Here is a 17,003-nt window from a genome sequence, read left to right on the forward strand (position 1 = left end):
CCGACCACCGGTTTCGGCCAACCCGGAGTGACGTCGTCACGATGAAAGGTAATACCAGGTGTCTTTTCTGCTGAGCATCCCGAGCCCCAGCCCGGAGTGGAGCTTCTTCGACGTCGGACCGTTCCGGATCCACGCCTACGCCCTCTGCATCCTGGCCGGGATCATCGCCGCCACCGTGCTGACCTCGCGCCGCCTGACCAGCCGCGGCGGCGAACCGGGCGTGGTGCTTGACATCATCCTCTGGGCCGTCCCGCTCGGCATCGTCGGGGCGCGGATCTACCACGTCCTCACCCACCCGGGCGACTACTTCTACGCCGGCGCCGACCTGCTCCGCACCCTGTACATCTGGGAGGGCGGCAACGCGATCTTCGGAGCGCTGCTCGGCGGCGCCGTCGGCGCATACATCGGCTGCCGGCTGTCCGGCATCCGGTTCTGGGCGTTCGCGGACGCCCTGGCGCCCGGCATGCTCGTCGCCCAGGCGATGGGGCGGCTCGGCAACTGGTTCAACCACGAACTGTTCGGCCTGCCGACCACCCTGCCCTGGGGCCTGCAGATCGAGACGACCAATCCGGCCTACCCGGTCGGGCTGCCCGCCGGCACCCTGTTCCACCCCACCTTCCTCTACGAGATGATCTGGAACGTGATCGGCGTCGCCGTGATCCTCCTGCTCGAACGCAGGCTCACCCTGCGCTGGGGCAAGGCCTTCGGCGTCTACCTGATCTGGTACGGCCTCGGGCGCAGCTTCTTCGAGTCGATCCGGGTGGACCCGAGCGAAATCTACTTCGGAATCCGCACCAACGTCTGGGCCGCGTACGCCGCGATCCTGATCGGCCTGGTCATCCTCATCGTGCAGAGCCGGCGCCACACCGGGACCCCCGTCGGTGCCTACCGACCCGGCCGCGAATGGAAGGGACCCGATGCTGAGGTAGAATCTGATGAGTTTGATTCGGATACCGAGGATCACGGTGATGACGCCGTCGAACCCACCGGATCAGGCGAGGTTGCAGCCACAAGCACCAGCAACTCGCGCCTTTAGCCCCAGGGAAAACCCGCTACGGCTTGTCACCCGGTATCACGGGCCGCCGCGCACCAGATCACTTTCAGCGGGCCAGCGTCGTCCCCACTTGCCAGTCACTTCGTGAGGACGGTCCCATGCCGCAAACACCCCTCTTCTCGCGCTTCAGCAGCGTGCCGAAGCCCCAAGGGCTGTACAACCCTGCCGACGAGCGTGACGCGTGCGGTCTGGCCATGGTCGCCACCCTGCGCGGCACGGCCGGCCACGACATCATCACGCTCGCCCTCGACGCGCTCCGCAACCTCGAACACCGCGGCGCGGTGGGCTCCGATGCCGGAACCGGCGACGGCGCCGGCATCATCACCCAGATCCCCGACGACTTCCTCCGTTCCGTCACGGACTTCTCCCTCCCCGCGGTGGGCCGGTACGCCGTCGGAAACGTCTTCCTGCCCACCGACCCGACCTCCCGCAGCAAGATCAAGCGCGAGATCGCCCGGATCGTGCGCGAGGAAGGCCTCACGATCCTCGGCTGGCGCGAGGTCCCGGTGCGCCCAGACGAGGTCGGGAACCTGGCCCGGGCCGCCATGCCGGCGATCCAGCAGCTCTTCGTGCAGAGCGAACGCACCGACGACGCCGGGTCGACCCTGGGCGACATCGCCCTGGACCGCCAGGCGGTGCGGCTGCGCAAGCGCGCCGAACGCGAACTGGAGATCTACTTCGCTTCGTTGTCCTGCCGCACCATGGTCTACAAGGGCATGGTCACCACCCTCCAGCTGGAACCGTTCTACCCAGACCTCTCCGACCCGCGGTTCGTCTCCAAGCTGGCGCTCGTGCACTCCCGGTACTCCACGAACACCTTTCCGTCCTGGCCGCTCGCCCAGCCGTTCCGGATGATCGCGCACAACGGCGAGATCAACACCGTGCAGGGCAACCGCAACTGGATGCAGGCGCGCCAGTCACAACTCGAATCAGAGCTGCTCGGAGACCTGGCCCCGCTGCTGCCGATCGTCACCCCGGGCGGAAGCGACTCCGCCTCCTTCGACGAGGTGGTCGAACTGCTCAGCCTGTCCGGGCGTTCCCTCCCGCACGCCGTCATGATGATGGTGCCGGAGGCCTGGGAGAACCAGACCGACCTCGACGAGGAACGCCGCGCGTTCTACGAGTACCACTCCATGCTGATGGAACCGTGGGACGGACCGGCCGCGATCGTCTTCACCGACGGCTCCCTCGTCGGCGCGACCCTCGACCGCAACGGACTCCGCCCCGGCCGCTACCTGATCACCGATGACGGACTCGTCGTGCTGGCCAGCGAAATCGGCGTGCTCGACATCGACCCCGCCCGTGTCGTGCGCAAGGGCCGGCTCCGCCCCGGAAAGATGTTCCTCGTCGACACCGTCGCCGGGCGACTGATCGAGGACGACGAGATCAAGGCCGACCTGGCCGCCAGCGAACCGTGGGGAACCTGGCTCGACGCGGGCCGGATCAACCTCAAGGACCTGCCCGACCGGGAGCACATCGTGCACCCGCCCGCATCCGTCGTGCGCCGCCAGCGCACCTTCGGCTACACCGAGGAAGAGGTGCGGGTCCTGCTCGCGCCGATGGCGCGCACAGGCGGGGAACCGCTCGGAGCGATGGGTTCCGACACCCCGATCGCCGTGCTCAGCGACCGGCCCAGGCTCATCTTCGACTACTTCACCCAGCAGTTCGCGCAGGTGACCAACCCGCCGCTCGACTCGATCCGGGAAGAGGTCGTCACCTCGCTCAAGCTCGGGCTCGGCCCGGAACGCAACCTGCTCTCGGCCGGACCGGAGCACGCCCGCCAGGTCGTGCTCGACTTCCCGGTGATCGACAACGACGAGCTGGCCAAGATCCAGCACATCGACACCGCGCCCGGCAGTCGCACGACCACCACCATCCGCGGGCTCTACCGGTTCGACGACGGGCCCGACGCGCTGTCCACCCGGATCGCCGAGATGTGCCTGGAGGCCGACGCCGCCATCGAGGCCGGAGCGATGTTCATCGTTCTCTCCGACCGTGATTCCAACAAGGACTTCGCGCCGATCCCGTCCCTGCTGATGATCGCCGCCGTGCACCACCACCTGATCCGCACCGAGAACCGGATGAAGGTCGGCATCGTGGTCGAGGCCGGCGACGTGCGCGAGGTGCACCACGTGGCCCTCCTGATCGGCTACGGCGCCTCCGCGGTCAACCCGTACCTGGCGATGGAAACCTGCGAGGACCTCGTCCGCAGCGGCTACATCACGTCCGGAACGCCCGAACAGGCCGTGCGCAACGTGATCAAAGCGCTCGGCAAGGGTGTGCTCAAGATCATGTCGAAGATGGGCATCTCCACCGTCTCGTCCTATGCGGGCGCCCAGACGTTCGAGGCCGTCGGCCTCAGCCAGGAATTCATCGACCAGTACTTCACCGGCACCACCAGCAAGCTCGGCGGGGTGGGCATCGACGTCATCGCCGCGGAGAACGAGGCCCGTCACGCCTCCGCCTACCCGGAGGATGCCGCCGTCACCGCGCACGAGCGACTGAACACGGGCGGTGAGTACCAGTGGCGCCGCGATGGCTCACCGCACCTGTTCAACCCGGAGACCATCTTCCGGCTCCAGCACTCCACCCGCACCCGCCGGTACGACATCTTCCGCGAGTACACGAAACTCGTCGACGACCAGGCCGAGAGCCTGATGACGCTGCGAGGGATGTTCACCTTCGACACCAGCAAGCGCCACCCCGTCCCGCTGGACGAGGTCGAGTCGATCGAGTCGATCGTCAAGCGCTTCGCGACCGGTGCGATGAGCTACGGCTCGATCTCGCCCGAGGCCCACGAGACGCTCGCCATCGCGATGAACCGCCTCGGCGGCAAGTCCAACACCGGCGAGGGCGGCGAAGACCTCGACCGGCTGATCGACCCTGAGCGGCGCAGCGCCGTGAAGCAGGTCGCGTCCGGCCGGTTCGGCGTGACGAGCATGTACCTCTCGCATGCCGACGACATCCAGATCAAGCTCGCCCAGGGGGCCAAGCCGGGCGAGGGTGGCCAGTTGCCGCCGACGAAGGTGTATCCGTGGATCGCCCGCACCCGCCACGCCACCGCGGGAGTCGGCCTGATCTCGCCGCCGCCGCACCACGACATCTACTCGATCGAAGACCTCAAACAGCTGATCTTCGACCTCAAACGGGCCAACCCCCAGGCGCGGATCCACACCAAGCTGGTCAGCCAGTCCGGCATCGGCGCGGTCGCGGCCGGCGTCGCGAAGGCCCTGTCCGATGTGATCCTGATCTCCGGCCACGACGGCGGCACCGGCGCGAGCCCGTTGAACTCGCTCAAGCACGCCGGAACCCCGTGGGAACTCGGCCTCGCCGAGACCCAGCAGACCCTCATGCTCAACGGCATGCGCGACCGGGTGGTGCTGCAGGTCGACGGTCAGCTCAAGACCGGCAGGGACGTTGTCATCGGCGCGCTGCTCGGCGCCGAGGAGTTCGGCTTCGCCACCGCCCCGCTCATCGTCGAGGGCTGCGTCATGATGCGCGTCTGCCACCTGGACACCTGCCCGGTCGGCGTCGCCACCCAGAACCCGGAGCTGCGGAAGCGCTTCACCGGCAAGGCCGAATACGTGATCAACTTCTTCGAGTTCATCGCCCAGGAGGTGCGCGAGTATCTGGCCGATCTGGGTTTCCGCAGCCTCGAGGAGGCGATCGGGCACCGGGAGATCCTCAACGTGGACGGCGCTCTCACGCACTGGAAGGCATCCGGACTCGACCTGTCGCCGATCCTGGTCGGACCGGACTTCTCCGCCGGTGAGCCGCGGCAATCCGGCCGCCCGCAGGAGCACGAACTCGAACTGCACTTCGACAACGAGCTCATCCGCCGGAGCGCCAGCGTGCTCGAGCACGGCGGCAGGATCGCCATCGAACTGCCCATCCGCAACACCGAACGGGCCGTCGGAACGATGCTCGGCCACGAGGTGACCGTGCGCCACGGCGAGCAGGGGCTCCCCGCCGGTTCGATCGACGTCACCCTCACCGGATCCGCAGGCCAGTCCTTCGGCGCGTTCCTGCCGAGCGGGATCACCCTGCGGCTCGAGGGCGACTCGAACGACTACGTCGGAAAGGGGCTCTCCGGGGGTCAGATCATCGTGCGCCCCGACCGGCGCAGCCTCTTTCCCGCGGAGAAGAACGTCATCGCCGGCAACGTGATCGGCTACGGCGCGACCCAGGGCAGCATGTTCATCCGCGGCATCGTGGGGGAGCGGTTCCTGGTGCGCAACTCGGGCGCGACCGCCGTCGTCGAAGGCGTCGGCGACCACGCCCTCGAGTACATGACCGGCGGGCTCGCGGTGATCCTCGGCGAGACGGGGCGCAACCTGGGGGCCGGAATGAGCGGCGGAACGGCGTACATCTACGACCTCCGGAGCGACAACGTCAACTTCCAGGCCCTGCAATCCGGGGAACTGACCATGTCGCCGCTCGGGATCGCCGACCAGGAGATCGTGCGCGACCTGCTCGAACAGCACCGCGACCACACCGATTCACCGCTCGCGGCCCGGCTCCTCGCCGACCTCGAAACCACCATGTCCACATTCGTCAAGGTGCTGCCGCGGGACTACGCGGCCGTGCTGGCAACCAGGCAGAACGCTGTCGCCGAGGGTCTCGACCCCGACGGCGACGTCGTCTGGAACCGCATTCTGGAGGTAACCAATGGCTGACCCGAAGGGCTTCCTGAAAACCACGGAACGGGAAACCCCGGCCCGTCGTCCCGTTTCCGTGCGCCTGATGGACTGGAAAGAGGTCTACGAGCAGGGCGACGCGGCGCAGCTGAAGCGCCAGGCCGGCCGCTGCATGGACTGTGGCGTGCCGTTCTGCCATCAGGGCTGTCCCCTCGGCAACCTGATCCCCGAGTGGAACGACCTCACCTGGCGGGACGAGGGCCGGCAGGCGATCGAACGCCTCCACTCGACGAACAACTTCCCGGAGTTCACCGGCCGGCTCTGCCCGGCACCCTGCGAATCAGCCTGTGTTCTGGCCATCAGCCAGCCCGCCGTCACGATCAAGCAGGTTGAGGTGTCCATCATCGACCAGGCGTTCGCCAACGGCTGGGTGCAGCCCCAGCCGCCGGGGCGCCTCACCGGCAAGACCGTCGCCGTCGTCGGCTCCGGCCCGGCCGGGCTCGCTGCGGCGCAGCAGCTCACCCGCGCCGGCCACACCGTCGCGGTCTTCGAACGAGACGACCGGATCGGCGGGCTGCTCCGCTACGGCATCCCGGACTTCAAGATGGAGAAGAAGCACCTCGAGTTGCGTCTGGCGCAGATGACCGCAGAGGGAACCCGGTTCCGGGCCGGCGTCAACATCGGCGTCGACATCACCTGGGACGCCCTGCGGGCCCGGTACGACGCCGTGGTGATCGCCACCGGCGCCATGGTGCCCCGCGATCTCCCGATCCCCGGGCGGGACCTGTCCGGGGTGCACTTCGCGATGGAGTACCTGGTCCAGCAGAACAAGGTCGGGGCCGGCGACACGGTCGACCAGCAGATCACCGCGGAAGGCAAGCACGTGGTCGTGCTCGGCGGCGGCGACACCGGCGCGGACTGCATCGGCACCGCGCACCGGCAGCTCGCGGCATCCGTCACCAACCTCGCGATCGGCAAGCAGCCGGGCGCGAGCCGCGCGGAGCACCAGCCGTGGCCGCTGTCGCCGACGCTGTTCGAAGTGTCGAGCGCCCACGAAGAGGGCGGCAGCCGGCAGTACCTCGCGTCGACGATCGAGTTCCTGGCGAACGATGCCGGCGAGGTGCGCGCGATCCGGGTCGCCGAGACCGAATACCTCGATGGGCGCCGCGTGCCCAAGGCTGGCACCGAGCGGGAGATCCCCGCTGATCTCGTGCTTCTGTCCCTCGGATTCACCGGGCCGGAATCCCGCGACCTCACCGCGCAACTGCAATTGCCGGTCGACGACCGGAGTAATGTCGAACGTGACGGCAACTACCAGACCAGTCACGAAGGCGTGTTCGTTGCCGGCGACGCCGGTCGCGGCCAGTCGCTCATCGTATGGGCGATCGCCGAGGGCCGGGCTGCGGCAGCCGCCGTCGATCGTTACCTCGAAGGTGAGACCCTACTGCCTGCTCCGGTCAAACCGACCGACCATGCCTTCGCAATCTGATTGGTCCGAAACCCAAGTGATCACCACCCAAGAGACCCACCACCCCGTGGTCTCTGCCCCCACGAAAGCACCACAGCGCCAAAAAAGCGCGGAAACCGGAGAATTTTCAGTATGAGACGCGCCAAAATCGTCGCCACCCTCGGGCCGGCAGCATCCAGCTACGATCAAATTCGAGCGCTCATCGATGCGGGCGTCGATGTCTGCCGGATGAACCTCAGCCATGGGGACTACCAAGTCCACGAGGGTGTTTACGCGAACGTCCGCAAGGCGGCGAATGACTCCGGCCGTGCGGTCGCGGTCATGGTCGACCTGCAGGGGCCGAAAATCCGTCTCGGCAAGTTCGAAGGCGGCCCTTACGAACTGGCCGTCGGAGACATCTTTAAGATCACCATCGAAGAGGTCGTCGGCACCCGGGAACTCTCCGGCACCACGTACAAGGGCCTTCCCCAGGACGTCAAGGCCGGGGACTTCCTCCTCATCGACGACGGCAAGGTCAAGGTGGAGGTCGTTGCCACGAACGACACCGTCGTGACCACCAAGGTCGTCGTGGCAGGCCCCGTCTCCAACAACAAGGGCATCAACCTGCCCGGCGTCGCCGTCAACGTGCCGGCCCTGTCCGAAAAGGACGAGGCCGACCTGCGCTGGGGCCTCCGGCTCGGAACGGACCTGATCGCGTTGTCGTTCGTCCGTGACGCCGCCGATATCACCCGCGTGCACGAGATCATGGCTGAAGAAGGCCGCCGCGTCCCCGTGATCGCGAAGATCGAGAAGCCGCAGGCCGTCGAGAACCTCGAAGGAATCGTCGACGCGTTCGACGCGATCATGGTCGCCCGTGGCGACCTGGGCGTCGAATTGCCGCTGGAAGCCGTGCCGATCGTGCAGAAGCAGGCGGTCGAGCTCGCTCGTCGCATGGCCAAGCCGGTCATCGTGGCCACCCAGATGCTGGAATCCATGATTCACAGCCCGGTCCCGACCCGCGCTGAAACGTCCGACGTGGCCAATGCCGTTCTCGACGGTGCCGACGCAGTCATGCTCAGCGGCGAGACCAGCGTCGGAGAGTACCCCGTCGTCACGGTCCAGACGATGGCGCGCATCGTGGCGTCGACTGAGGACCACGGCCTGGAGCGCATTGCTCCGCTGACGAACAAGCCGCGCACCCAGGGTGGGGCGATCACCCTCGCCGCCATCGAGGTAGCCGAGTTCGTCGAGGCGAAGTTCCTCTGTATCTTCACGGAGTCGGGTGACTCGGCCAGGCGGATGTCCCGCCTGCGCTCGAAGATCCCGATGCTGGCCTTCACCCCGGAGCCCGGCATCCGTCGTCGCCTTGCCCTCACCTGGGGCATCCAGACGTACCTGGTCGATCGGGTCACCCACACCGACGCCATGTTCGGACAGGTGGATGACATCCTGCTCAGCCAGGGTCTTGCCCAGCTCGGTGACAAGGTCGTCGTGATCAGCGGATCCCCTCCCGGAATCGCCGGCTCCACGAACGACATCCGTGTGCACCGCGTCGGCGATGCGCACAACGAGGTTCACCCGGCTTACGCCAAGAACTAGTTCGTTCCCGTACAAGCCCCGTCGCCCGGCCCAGCCGGACGGCGGGGCTTCTCCGTGCCCGCCGCGCGCTCAGCCCTGACCCCGGCCGCGAGAACGCAGAAGAAGCCCCTTCGGGGGAGCTGAACGGGCGGATTGTGCACTCTCGCGAAACCTGGGAATCGGCGCGGAGGCCGGGGAGAGTGAAGGGGTGCGCAGCGGGGGTGTTGGTACCGGTGGTGGGACTCGAACCCACACGTCCTCTCGAACAAAGCATTTTGAGTGCTCCGCGTCTGCCATTCCGCCACACCGGCTCACAACACCTGGATCAGAATACCGTAGGCTTTGACCCGTGACCGACCAAGATTCCACCCCAGTTCCTCCTCGCCGCGTTGTCGTGGCCGAAGACGAGTCCCTCATCCGCCTCGACATCGTCGAAATCCTCCGCGACGCCGGATTCGAGGTGGTCGGCGAAGCCGGCGACGGCGAAACCGCCGTGGCCCTCGCCACCGAGCTGCGGCCCGACCTGGTGATCATGGATGTGAAGATGCCGCACCTCGACGGCATCTCCGCGGCCGAACGCATCACCAAGGCGCACATCGCGCCGGTCGTGCTGCTCACGGCGTTCAGTCAGAAGGAGCTCGTCGAGCGGGCGACCGAGGCCGGCGCGCTGGCCTACGTGGTCAAGCCGTTCACGCCGAACGACCTTCTCCCTGCGATCGAGATCGCCCTCTCCCGGTACAGCCAGATCATCACGCTCGAGGCCGAGGTCGCCGATCTGGTCGAGCGCTTCGAGACCCGCAAGCTCGTCGACCGGGCCAAGGGCCTGCTCAACGAGAAGATGGGCCTCTCCGAGCCGGAGTCGTTCCGCTGGATCCAGAAGGCGTCCATGGACCGTCGCCTCACCATGCACGACGTCGCCCAGGCGATCATCGAGCAGCTCTCCGCCAAGAAATAGGCGGCACTCACAACTCTGAGCGAGACACGCAGGCAAACCGTGGGTGGACGGGTTGCCTGCGTGTCGTCTATGCAGACGCCGGCAGTTCCTTGATCAGGTTGGTGATCCGGATGGTCGAACAGCGCCGGCCCCGATCGTCGGTGACGACGATTTCGTGGGTGGTCAGCGTGCGGCCCAGATGCAGCGGTGTGCACACGCCCGTGACATAGCCGGACGTGGCCGACCCCGTGTGGCTGGCGTTGATCTCGATGCCCACCGCGAGACGCCCGTGACCGGCGTACAGGTTGGCCGCCATCGACCCGAGAGACTCGCCCAGCACCACGTAAGCGCCGCCGTGGAGCAGCATCGCCGGCTGGGTGTTGCCTTCGACGGGCATCCGCGCGATCGCCCGTTCGATCGTGAACTCGACGAACTCGATCCCCATCTTCTCGGCCAGGCTGCCTGCCCCGCGCTCCTGAACCCAGGCCAACGCGTCTTCGGTCTTCTCGATCATGATCACCTTTGGTCGCCGCACCCTGCCCGCGTCTGACGACGCTTGTAGGCTGTCTCTGTGTTGGATTCCGAAAAGCCTACCCTGATGATCATCGACGGCCATTCCCTGGCCTACCGGGCGTTCCATGCTCTCCCGGTCGACAGTTTCCAGACCCGGGACGGGCAGCATACCAACGCCATCCACGGGTTCATCTCGATGCTGCTGAGCCTGCTGCGCAACGAGAAGCCCACCCACATCGCGGTGGCCTTCGACATCTCCCGGTTCTCCTTCCGCACCCGCGAATACCCCGACTACAAGGGCACCAGGGCCAGCACTCCCAGCGAATTCATCGGCCAGGTCCCGCTGCTCCAGGACGCCCTCGCCGCGATGAACATCACGACCCTGACGAAGGAGGACTTCGAGGCCGACGACATCCTCGCGACCCTGTCCGTGCGCGGCACCGACGAGGGGTACCACGTGCTCGTCGTCTCCGGCGACCGGGACACCATCCAGCTCGTCAACGACAACGTCACCCTGCTATATCCGGCCAGCCAGGGCGTGTCCGCACTGACCCGGTACGACCCGGAGCGCGTGATGGAGAAGTACGGCATCGAGCCGGCCCAGTATCCGGATGTCGCGGCGCTGGTCGGCGAAACCAGCGACAACCTGATCGGCATCTCCAAGGTCGGCGAGAAGACGGCCGTGAAATGGCTGGGACTCTACGGCAGCCTCGACGGGATCCTGGAACACGCCGACGAGATCAAGGGCGTCGTCGGCAACAACCTGCGCGAGCAGAAGGAGAACGCGATCCGCAACCGCCGGCTGAACCGGCTGGTGACCGACCTCGACCTGCCCGTGCAGATCACCGACCTGGCCCGCGGCCAGATCAACGAACCGGCCGTGCGCGACATCTTCGGCCGGCTCGAATTCAAGACCCTGCTCGACCGGGTGATCAAGCTCGAGGGTGGGCCCGTCGACGCCGACTCGGCCGCGACTCCGGCCGCGGCCCCGGAAACCGTCCCCGCCCCGACGGCGCCCGCCGCGCAGGACCTGCTCGACGAGGAACTCGGCGCCTGGATCGGCCGGGCCGTGGCCGCTTCACCGGAGGGCCTCGGCCTGTGCGTCGAGGTGCAGGACGGCAGGGCGATCGGGTTCGGCCTGGCCGGCCCGACCGAGACCGTCAACCTGCCCTGGCAGCCGGGCCGCACCGACTACCTCCCGCTCGAGGAATGGCTCGCCAGCGACTCGCCCAAGATCATGCACGACGCCAAACAACAGATCAAGGCGTTGCGCCGCAGCAACCTGGCCTTCACCGGCCTGGCCACCGACACGCTCATCGCCGGCTGGCTGCTGCGTCCCGGCGGCCCCGACAAGACGCTCACCGACCTGGTCACCCGCTATCTCGACGAGACCCTTCCCGTGCACGACCCCAACCAGCTCGTGCCGGATGACGCGGAGGCCGGGGGAGTGCCGATGCAGGCGTGGTACACCTTCCGCCTCGCCCAGGTCCTGGCCGCGCAGCTCGACGAGGGCTCCCAGCGGGTGCTGACCGGCATTGAGATGCCCACATTGGTCGCGCTCGTGGACATGGAGCTGACCGGGGTCGCCGTCTCGCACGACGAGCTGTCGGCGCTGTCCGCCCAGCTCGGCGAACGCTCCGCCGCCCTGGCCGCGGGCGCCTACGCCGAGATCGGCCGCGAGGTCAACCTCGGGTCGCCCAAGCAGCTCCAGGAGGTGCTGTTCGACCAGCTCGGCATGCCCAAGACCCGGGCGAACAAGACCGGGTACTCCACGGATGCCGGGGCCCTCGCCGACCTGCAGGCCAGCAACCCGCATCCGTTCCTCGACCTGCTCCTGCAGCACCGCGACGCGACCAAGCTGCGCCAGATCGTGGAGACCCTCGACAAGGCCATCGACGCGACGGGCCGCATCCACACCAACTACGTGCAGATCGGCACGGCCACCGGGCGCATCTCGTCGACCGACCCCAACCTCCAGAACATCCCCGTGCGCACCGAGGAGGGCCGCCGCATCCGCGCCGCCTTCCACGCCGGGCCCGGCAGTGAATGCCTGCTCACCGCGGACTATTCCCAGATCGAAATGCGCATCATGGCGCACCTCTCCGAGGACGCCGGCCTGATCGAGGCTTTCAACGCCGGCGAGGACCTGCACCGGTTCGTCGGCGCGAGCGTGTTCGGCGTGGCCCCCGCCGACGTCACCCCCGAGATGCGTACCAAGGTCAAGGCGATGTCCTACGGCCTCGCCTACGGGCTGAGCGCATTCGGACTGTCCCGCCAGCTCCGGATCGACACCAAGGAGGCCAAACAGCTGATCGCTGACTACTTCGCCCGGTTCGGCGCGGTGCGGGACTACCTCAGGCATGTCGTCGAACAGGCCAAGCTCGACGGCTACACCGCCACCATCTACGGCCGTCGCCGTCCCTTCCCCGAGTTGCACAGTGCCAACCGGGTGCTCCGCGAGAACGCGGAACGTGCGGCCCTCAACGCGCCGATCCAGGGCTCGGCCGCGGACATCATGAAGATCGCGATGAACGGGATCGCCGACGACCTGGCCGAGGGCGCCCTCGAGTCCCGGATGATGCTCCAGGTGCACGACGAACTGATCTTCGAGGTCGCCCCCGGGGAATGGGACGCACTCCGCGCTGTTGTGACGCACCGGATGGAGACGGCGGCCGACCTCCTCGTGCCGCTCGAGGTGCAAGTCGGCCGAGGCGCGAACTGGGATGCGGCCGCGCACTAGTCACCACCCGCATCCGCCGGTGCCCGCAGATTCCCGCGCGCACCGGCCCGACCGGGCCGCCGTGACCTAGGCTCGTGCCATGACAAAGGACATTCAGCGCACTCCGACGGCGATCGATGCGATTGCCGAGGACTGGGTCGACACCCTCGTCGACCTCGACCCGACGGTGGGAACCTACATCGGCCGCACCGAGGGCGACGGACGGTTCGGGGACTACTCACCGGCCGGCGACGAGCGCCGCCAACTCGAGGTGAAGAAGGTCATCGCCCTCCTGGATGCGGCGCAGGCCATGGACGACGTCGACGTCGTCACCCGCACCGACCTGCGCAGCTCGCTCGCCCTCGACGTGGAGAGCCACGAGGCCGGACTGCAGCTGCGTGACCTCAACGTGATCGCGTCGCCGGCCCAGGGCATCCGTGAGATCTTCGATCTCATGCCGACGGGGACCGTCGACGACTGGGAGAACATCGCCGCCCGCCTCGGCAGCGTCCCCGCGGCAATGGACGGTTATCTCCAGACCCTCCGCGAGGGGATGCGCCAGGGCATCATGCCGGCCAGGCGCCAGGTGCGCGAGGTGGCCGGCCAGGCGAAACGCCACGCCGCGAACGGCGGTTTCTTCGCCCGGTTCGCCGCCGAGGCCAGCCTGGAATCCGGCAGCCTGCCGGCCTCCCTGGCGACCGACCTCGCCGCGGGGGCGCGCGCCGCCGCCGCCGCGTACGGCACCCTCGCCGAATTCCTCGGTGGCACGCTCGAGGGCGCCGCCCCCGAGAAGGACGCGGTCGGGCGTGAGCTGTACGCGCTCCAGTCCCGACGTTTCCTCGGCGCCACCATCGACCTCGACGAGACCTACGAATGGGGCGTCGAGGAACTGGCCCGGATGGTCGCCGAACAGGAGAGCATCGCCGACCAGATCAAGCCGGGCGCGAGCGTGCTCGAGGCGATCGCCCACCTCGACACCGACCCGAGCCGCAAGCTGCACGGCACGGAGGCGCTGCAGAAGTGGATGCAGGAGACCAGCGACCGCGCCGTGGCCGAACTGTCCGGCACCCAGTTCGACATCCCCGACGAAATCAAACGGCTCGAGTGCCTGATCGCCCCCACCCAGGAGGGCGGGATCTACTACACCGGCCCCACCGACGACTTCTCCCGCCCCGGCCGGATGTGGTGGTCCGTCCCCGTCGGCGTCACCGAATTCGACACCTGGCGCGAACTCACCACCGTCTACCACGAAGGGATCCCCGGCCACCACCTGCAGATCGGCCAGGCCGTCTACAACCGGGCCAAACTGAACACCTGGCGCCGTCAGCTCGCCGGTACCTCCGGCCATGCCGAAGGCTGGGCCCTGTACGCCGAACGCCTGATGGAGCAGCTCGGCTACCTCGACGACCCGGCCGACCGCCTCGGCATGCTCGACGGCCAGCGGATGCGCGCCGCCCGCGTCGTGCTCGACATCGGGGTTCACCTGGAGAAGCAGCTCCCGGACGGCTCCGGACCGTGGACGGCGGACTACGCGTTCGACTTCCTCCGCCAGAACGTGAACATGAACGACAGCTTCGTGAAGTTCGAGGTCAACCGTTACCTCGGCTGGCCCGGCCAGGCACCCTCCTACAAGGTCGGCCAGCGGATCTGGGAAGAGCTGCGCGACACCTACCGCGAGAAGGAAGGCGACGCGTTCTCGATCAAGGACTTCCACCGCAAGGCCCTGGACCTCGGCGGAGTCGGCCTCGACACGCTCCGATCGGCGATGCTCGGCTAGGTCCTGAACCGGTGACGCGACCAGGCGCGTCGCCGGTTCCGGGCGGTTCCGGCCGGTTCTGGTGAAGTTGCCGCGCCCGTCCGCAAACAGCTAAGCTTGACTGTCACGTTTGTGACGTCCTATCCGCTGCCACGCGCGGTGCGCAACCCTGAAATCCTTTCTGCGTGTGGCCCGATCTATGTCCATCCTGGAGCAACTACTACATGACAATCGCAACGACCGAACGGGCACCCAAGCAGGTCGCCATCAACGACATTGGATCTGCTGAAGACTTTCTTGCCGCGGTCGAAAAGACTCTGAAATTCTTCAACGACGGCGACCTCATCGAAGGCACCGTAGTGAAGATCGACCGCGACGAGGTTCTCCTCGACGTGGGCTACAAGACCGAGGGTGTCATCCCCTCCCGCGAACTTTCCATCAAGCACGACGTTGACCCCTCTGAGGTCGTCAAGGTCGGCGACCTGGTTGAGGCCCTCGTTCTTCAGAAGGAAGACAAAGAAGGCCGTCTCATCCTGTCCAAGAAGCGCGCTCAGTACGAGCGTGCATGGGGCGACGTCGAGAAGATCAAGGAATCGGATGGCGTCGTCACCGGTTCGGTCATCGAGGTTGTCAAGGGTGGCCTCATCGTGGACATCGGCCTCCGTGGCTTCCTCCCCGCATCGCTCATCGAGCTGCGCCGCGTTCGCGACCTGACCCCGTACCTGGGCCAGGAGATCGAGGCCAAGATCCTCGAACTCGACAAGAACCGCAACAACGTCGTGCTGTCCCGTCGCGCCCTGCTCGAGCAGACGCAGTCCGAGAGCCGCACCACGTTCCTCAACAACCTCCAGAAGGGACAGGTCCGCAAGGGCGTCGTCTCGTCGATCGTCAACTTCGGTGCGTTCGTCGACCTGGGCGGCGTTGATGGTCTGGTTCACGTCTCCGAACTCAGCTGGAAGCACATCGAGCACGCCAGCGAGGTCGTCGAGGTCGGTCAGGAAGTCACCGTCGAGATCCTCGAGGTCGACCTCGAGCGCGAGCGCGTGTCGCTGTCGCTCAAGGCGACGCAGGAAGACCCGTGGCAGGTCTTCGCCCGCACCCACGCCATCGGCCAGGTTGCACCGGGTAAGGTCACCAAGCTCGTCCCGTTCGGCGCGTTCGTTCGCGTCGCCGAGGGCATCGAGGGCCTGGTCCACATCTCCGAGCTCTCCGGCAAGCACGTCGAGCTCGCCGAGCAGGTCGTCTCCGTCGGCGACGAGGTCTTCGTCAAGGTCATCGACATCGACCTCGAGCGTCGCCGCATCTCGCTGAGCCTCAAGCAGGCCAACGAGGGTGTCGACCCCGAGGGCACCGAGTTCGACCCGGCACTCTACGGAATGCTCACCGAGTACGACGACCAGGGCAACTACAAGTACCCTGAGGGCTTCGACCCGGAGACCAACGAGTGGCGCGAAGGCTTCGAAACCCAGCGCGAGAAGTGGGAGCAGGACTACGCTGCAGCCCAGGCTCGCTGGGAAGCCCACAAGAAGCAGGTGGCCTCCGCCAACGACGAGATCATCGCCCCCGGCGATGTCCCGTCCGCAGCAGGCTCCTCCTTCTCCAGCGAGACCGCCGGCGCCGGCACCCTCGCGGACGACGAGGCCCTCGCCGCTCTGCGCGAGAAGCTCTCCAGCTCCAACTAGCAGCGAATCTCCACCCAGCCGGACGGAACCTGCACGGTGACGTCCCGCTGAATCAGGCCGGGCCCTTCGGGGTCCGGCCTGTTTCGTTCCCGGACTTGCCAGAATCGATCCGGATCGTAGACTGCGGGCATGCCCCGTCTCCGATTCGCGGTCACCGTTCCCGTCCTCCTCACCCTCGCCCTGTCCGGCTGTGCGGCGCCCGGTCCGGGCGGCTCGGCTTCGCCGCGCCCGAACGGTTCCTCGGGCCCGTCCGCCACAGCGACCACCACGGCCTCCCCGACGGCCACGCCGACCGGGCCTGCGACGGCAGGCGACTGCACGGCAGCGGATGCCCGCACCGCCGCCACGACCTACACCGTGCTGGCCGACGACTCGACGACGCCGGTCACCATCACCTACACCGCCTTCACCACCGATGGCGGCACACCCCTGCGCACCGCCGTCGTCTACGGACCGGTGGCCAGCACCACCGTCTACGCCTGCGTGCCCGACGTCAGCGGAGGACTCTGGACCTTCACGGCGACCAGCACGACCACGGGCGCGCTGTCCTGTATCCTCGGCTTCGGCGGCAGGACCGTGGCCCGGGACTCCGCCTACAACGAGGGGGCGCTCGTACCGGAGACGGTCGACTGCACGGGCAACCCCGGGCGCTGAGCGCCCTGCGGGACGTTAGCATTGCACGC

10 protein-coding genes and 1 tRNA gene are annotated in these 17,003 nt (G+C 67.3%); 9 read left to right on the top strand and 2 right to left on the bottom strand.

Going from position 1 to position 17,003, the window contains the following annotated elements:
* Nucleotides 1-58: 58 nt before the first annotated feature.
* The 4 genes from lgt to pyk all read left to right on the top strand — a co-directional run bounded on the left by lgt (nt 59) and on the right by pyk (nt 8,737).
* Entirely contained in the window at nt 59-1,036 is a 978-nt protein-coding gene (gene lgt, locus IWX89_RS10620) for a prolipoprotein diacylglyceryl transferase (protein ID WP_307836509.1), read from the top strand.
* A 116-nt stretch (nt 1,037-1,152) separates the two neighbouring features.
* A complete protein-coding gene (gltB, locus tag IWX89_RS10625; protein WP_196903543.1) occupies nt 1,153-5,730 on the top strand; it encodes a glutamate synthase large subunit in 4,578 nt (1,525 codons plus the stop codon).
* Complete coding sequence (locus IWX89_RS10630) at nt 5,723-7,180, top strand: glutamate synthase subunit beta (protein ID WP_196903544.1); 1,458 nt, start codon at nt 5,723-5,725, stop codon at nt 7,178-7,180. Before gltB ends, IWX89_RS10630 begins: the two co-directional genes overlap by 8 nt.
* A gap of 111 nt (nt 7,181-7,291) precedes the next feature.
* A complete protein-coding gene (gene pyk, locus IWX89_RS10635) occupies nt 7,292-8,737 on the top strand; it encodes a pyruvate kinase (RefSeq protein WP_196903545.1) in 1,446 nt (481 codons plus the stop codon).
* A gap of 204 nt (nt 8,738-8,941) precedes the next feature.
* Here the strand turns inward: pyk and IWX89_RS10640 are convergent.
* Nucleotides 8,942-9,027: transfer RNA gene (locus IWX89_RS10640), tRNA-Leu, on the bottom strand.
* A gap of 38 nt (nt 9,028-9,065) precedes the next feature.
* On the opposite strand from IWX89_RS10640, the gene IWX89_RS10645 reads away from it, so the two are divergent.
* Complete coding sequence (locus IWX89_RS10645) at nt 9,066-9,671, top strand: ANTAR domain-containing response regulator (protein WP_134506658.1); 606 nt, start codon at nt 9,066-9,068, stop codon at nt 9,669-9,671.
* Nucleotides 9,672-9,738: 67 nt separating this feature from the next.
* Here IWX89_RS10645 and IWX89_RS10650 read toward each other — a convergent pair whose 3' ends face one another.
* Nucleotides 9,739-10,164: a hotdog fold thioesterase gene (locus tag IWX89_RS10650; protein ID WP_134537398.1), complete on the bottom strand. Its 426-nt coding sequence runs from the start codon at nt 10,162-10,164 to the stop codon at nt 9,739-9,741.
* Between the two features lie 57 nt (nt 10,165-10,221).
* Here IWX89_RS10650 and polA point away from each other — a divergent pair, with 57 nt between their 5' ends.
* The 4 genes from polA to IWX89_RS10670 all read left to right on the top strand — a co-directional run bounded on the left by polA (nt 10,222) and on the right by IWX89_RS10670 (nt 16,974).
* A complete protein-coding gene (gene polA, locus IWX89_RS10655) occupies nt 10,222-12,903 on the top strand; it encodes a DNA polymerase I (RefSeq protein WP_196903546.1) in 2,682 nt (893 codons plus the stop codon).
* A gap of 79 nt (nt 12,904-12,982) precedes the next feature.
* Complete coding sequence (locus IWX89_RS10660; RefSeq protein ID WP_196903547.1) at nt 12,983-14,659, top strand: DUF885 domain-containing protein; 1,677 nt, start codon at nt 12,983-12,985, stop codon at nt 14,657-14,659.
* A 203-nt stretch (nt 14,660-14,862) separates the two neighbouring features.
* Nucleotides 14,863-16,320, top strand: coding sequence for a 30S ribosomal protein S1 (gene rpsA / locus IWX89_RS10665; RefSeq protein ID WP_134506644.1), 1,458 nt, complete (start codon nt 14,863-14,865; stop codon nt 16,318-16,320).
* Between the two features lie 129 nt (nt 16,321-16,449).
* Nucleotides 16,450-16,974 (top strand): hypothetical protein, encoded by a 525-nt coding sequence (locus tag IWX89_RS10670; protein WP_196903548.1) that lies wholly within the window; start codon nt 16,450-16,452, stop codon nt 16,972-16,974.
* Nucleotides 16,975-17,003 lie beyond the last annotated feature (29 nt).

It is taken from the genome of Cryobacterium sp. MP_M3 (genome assembly GCF_015752155.1).
Taxonomy (GTDB): domain Bacteria; phylum Actinomycetota; class Actinomycetes; order Actinomycetales; family Microbacteriaceae; genus Cryobacterium.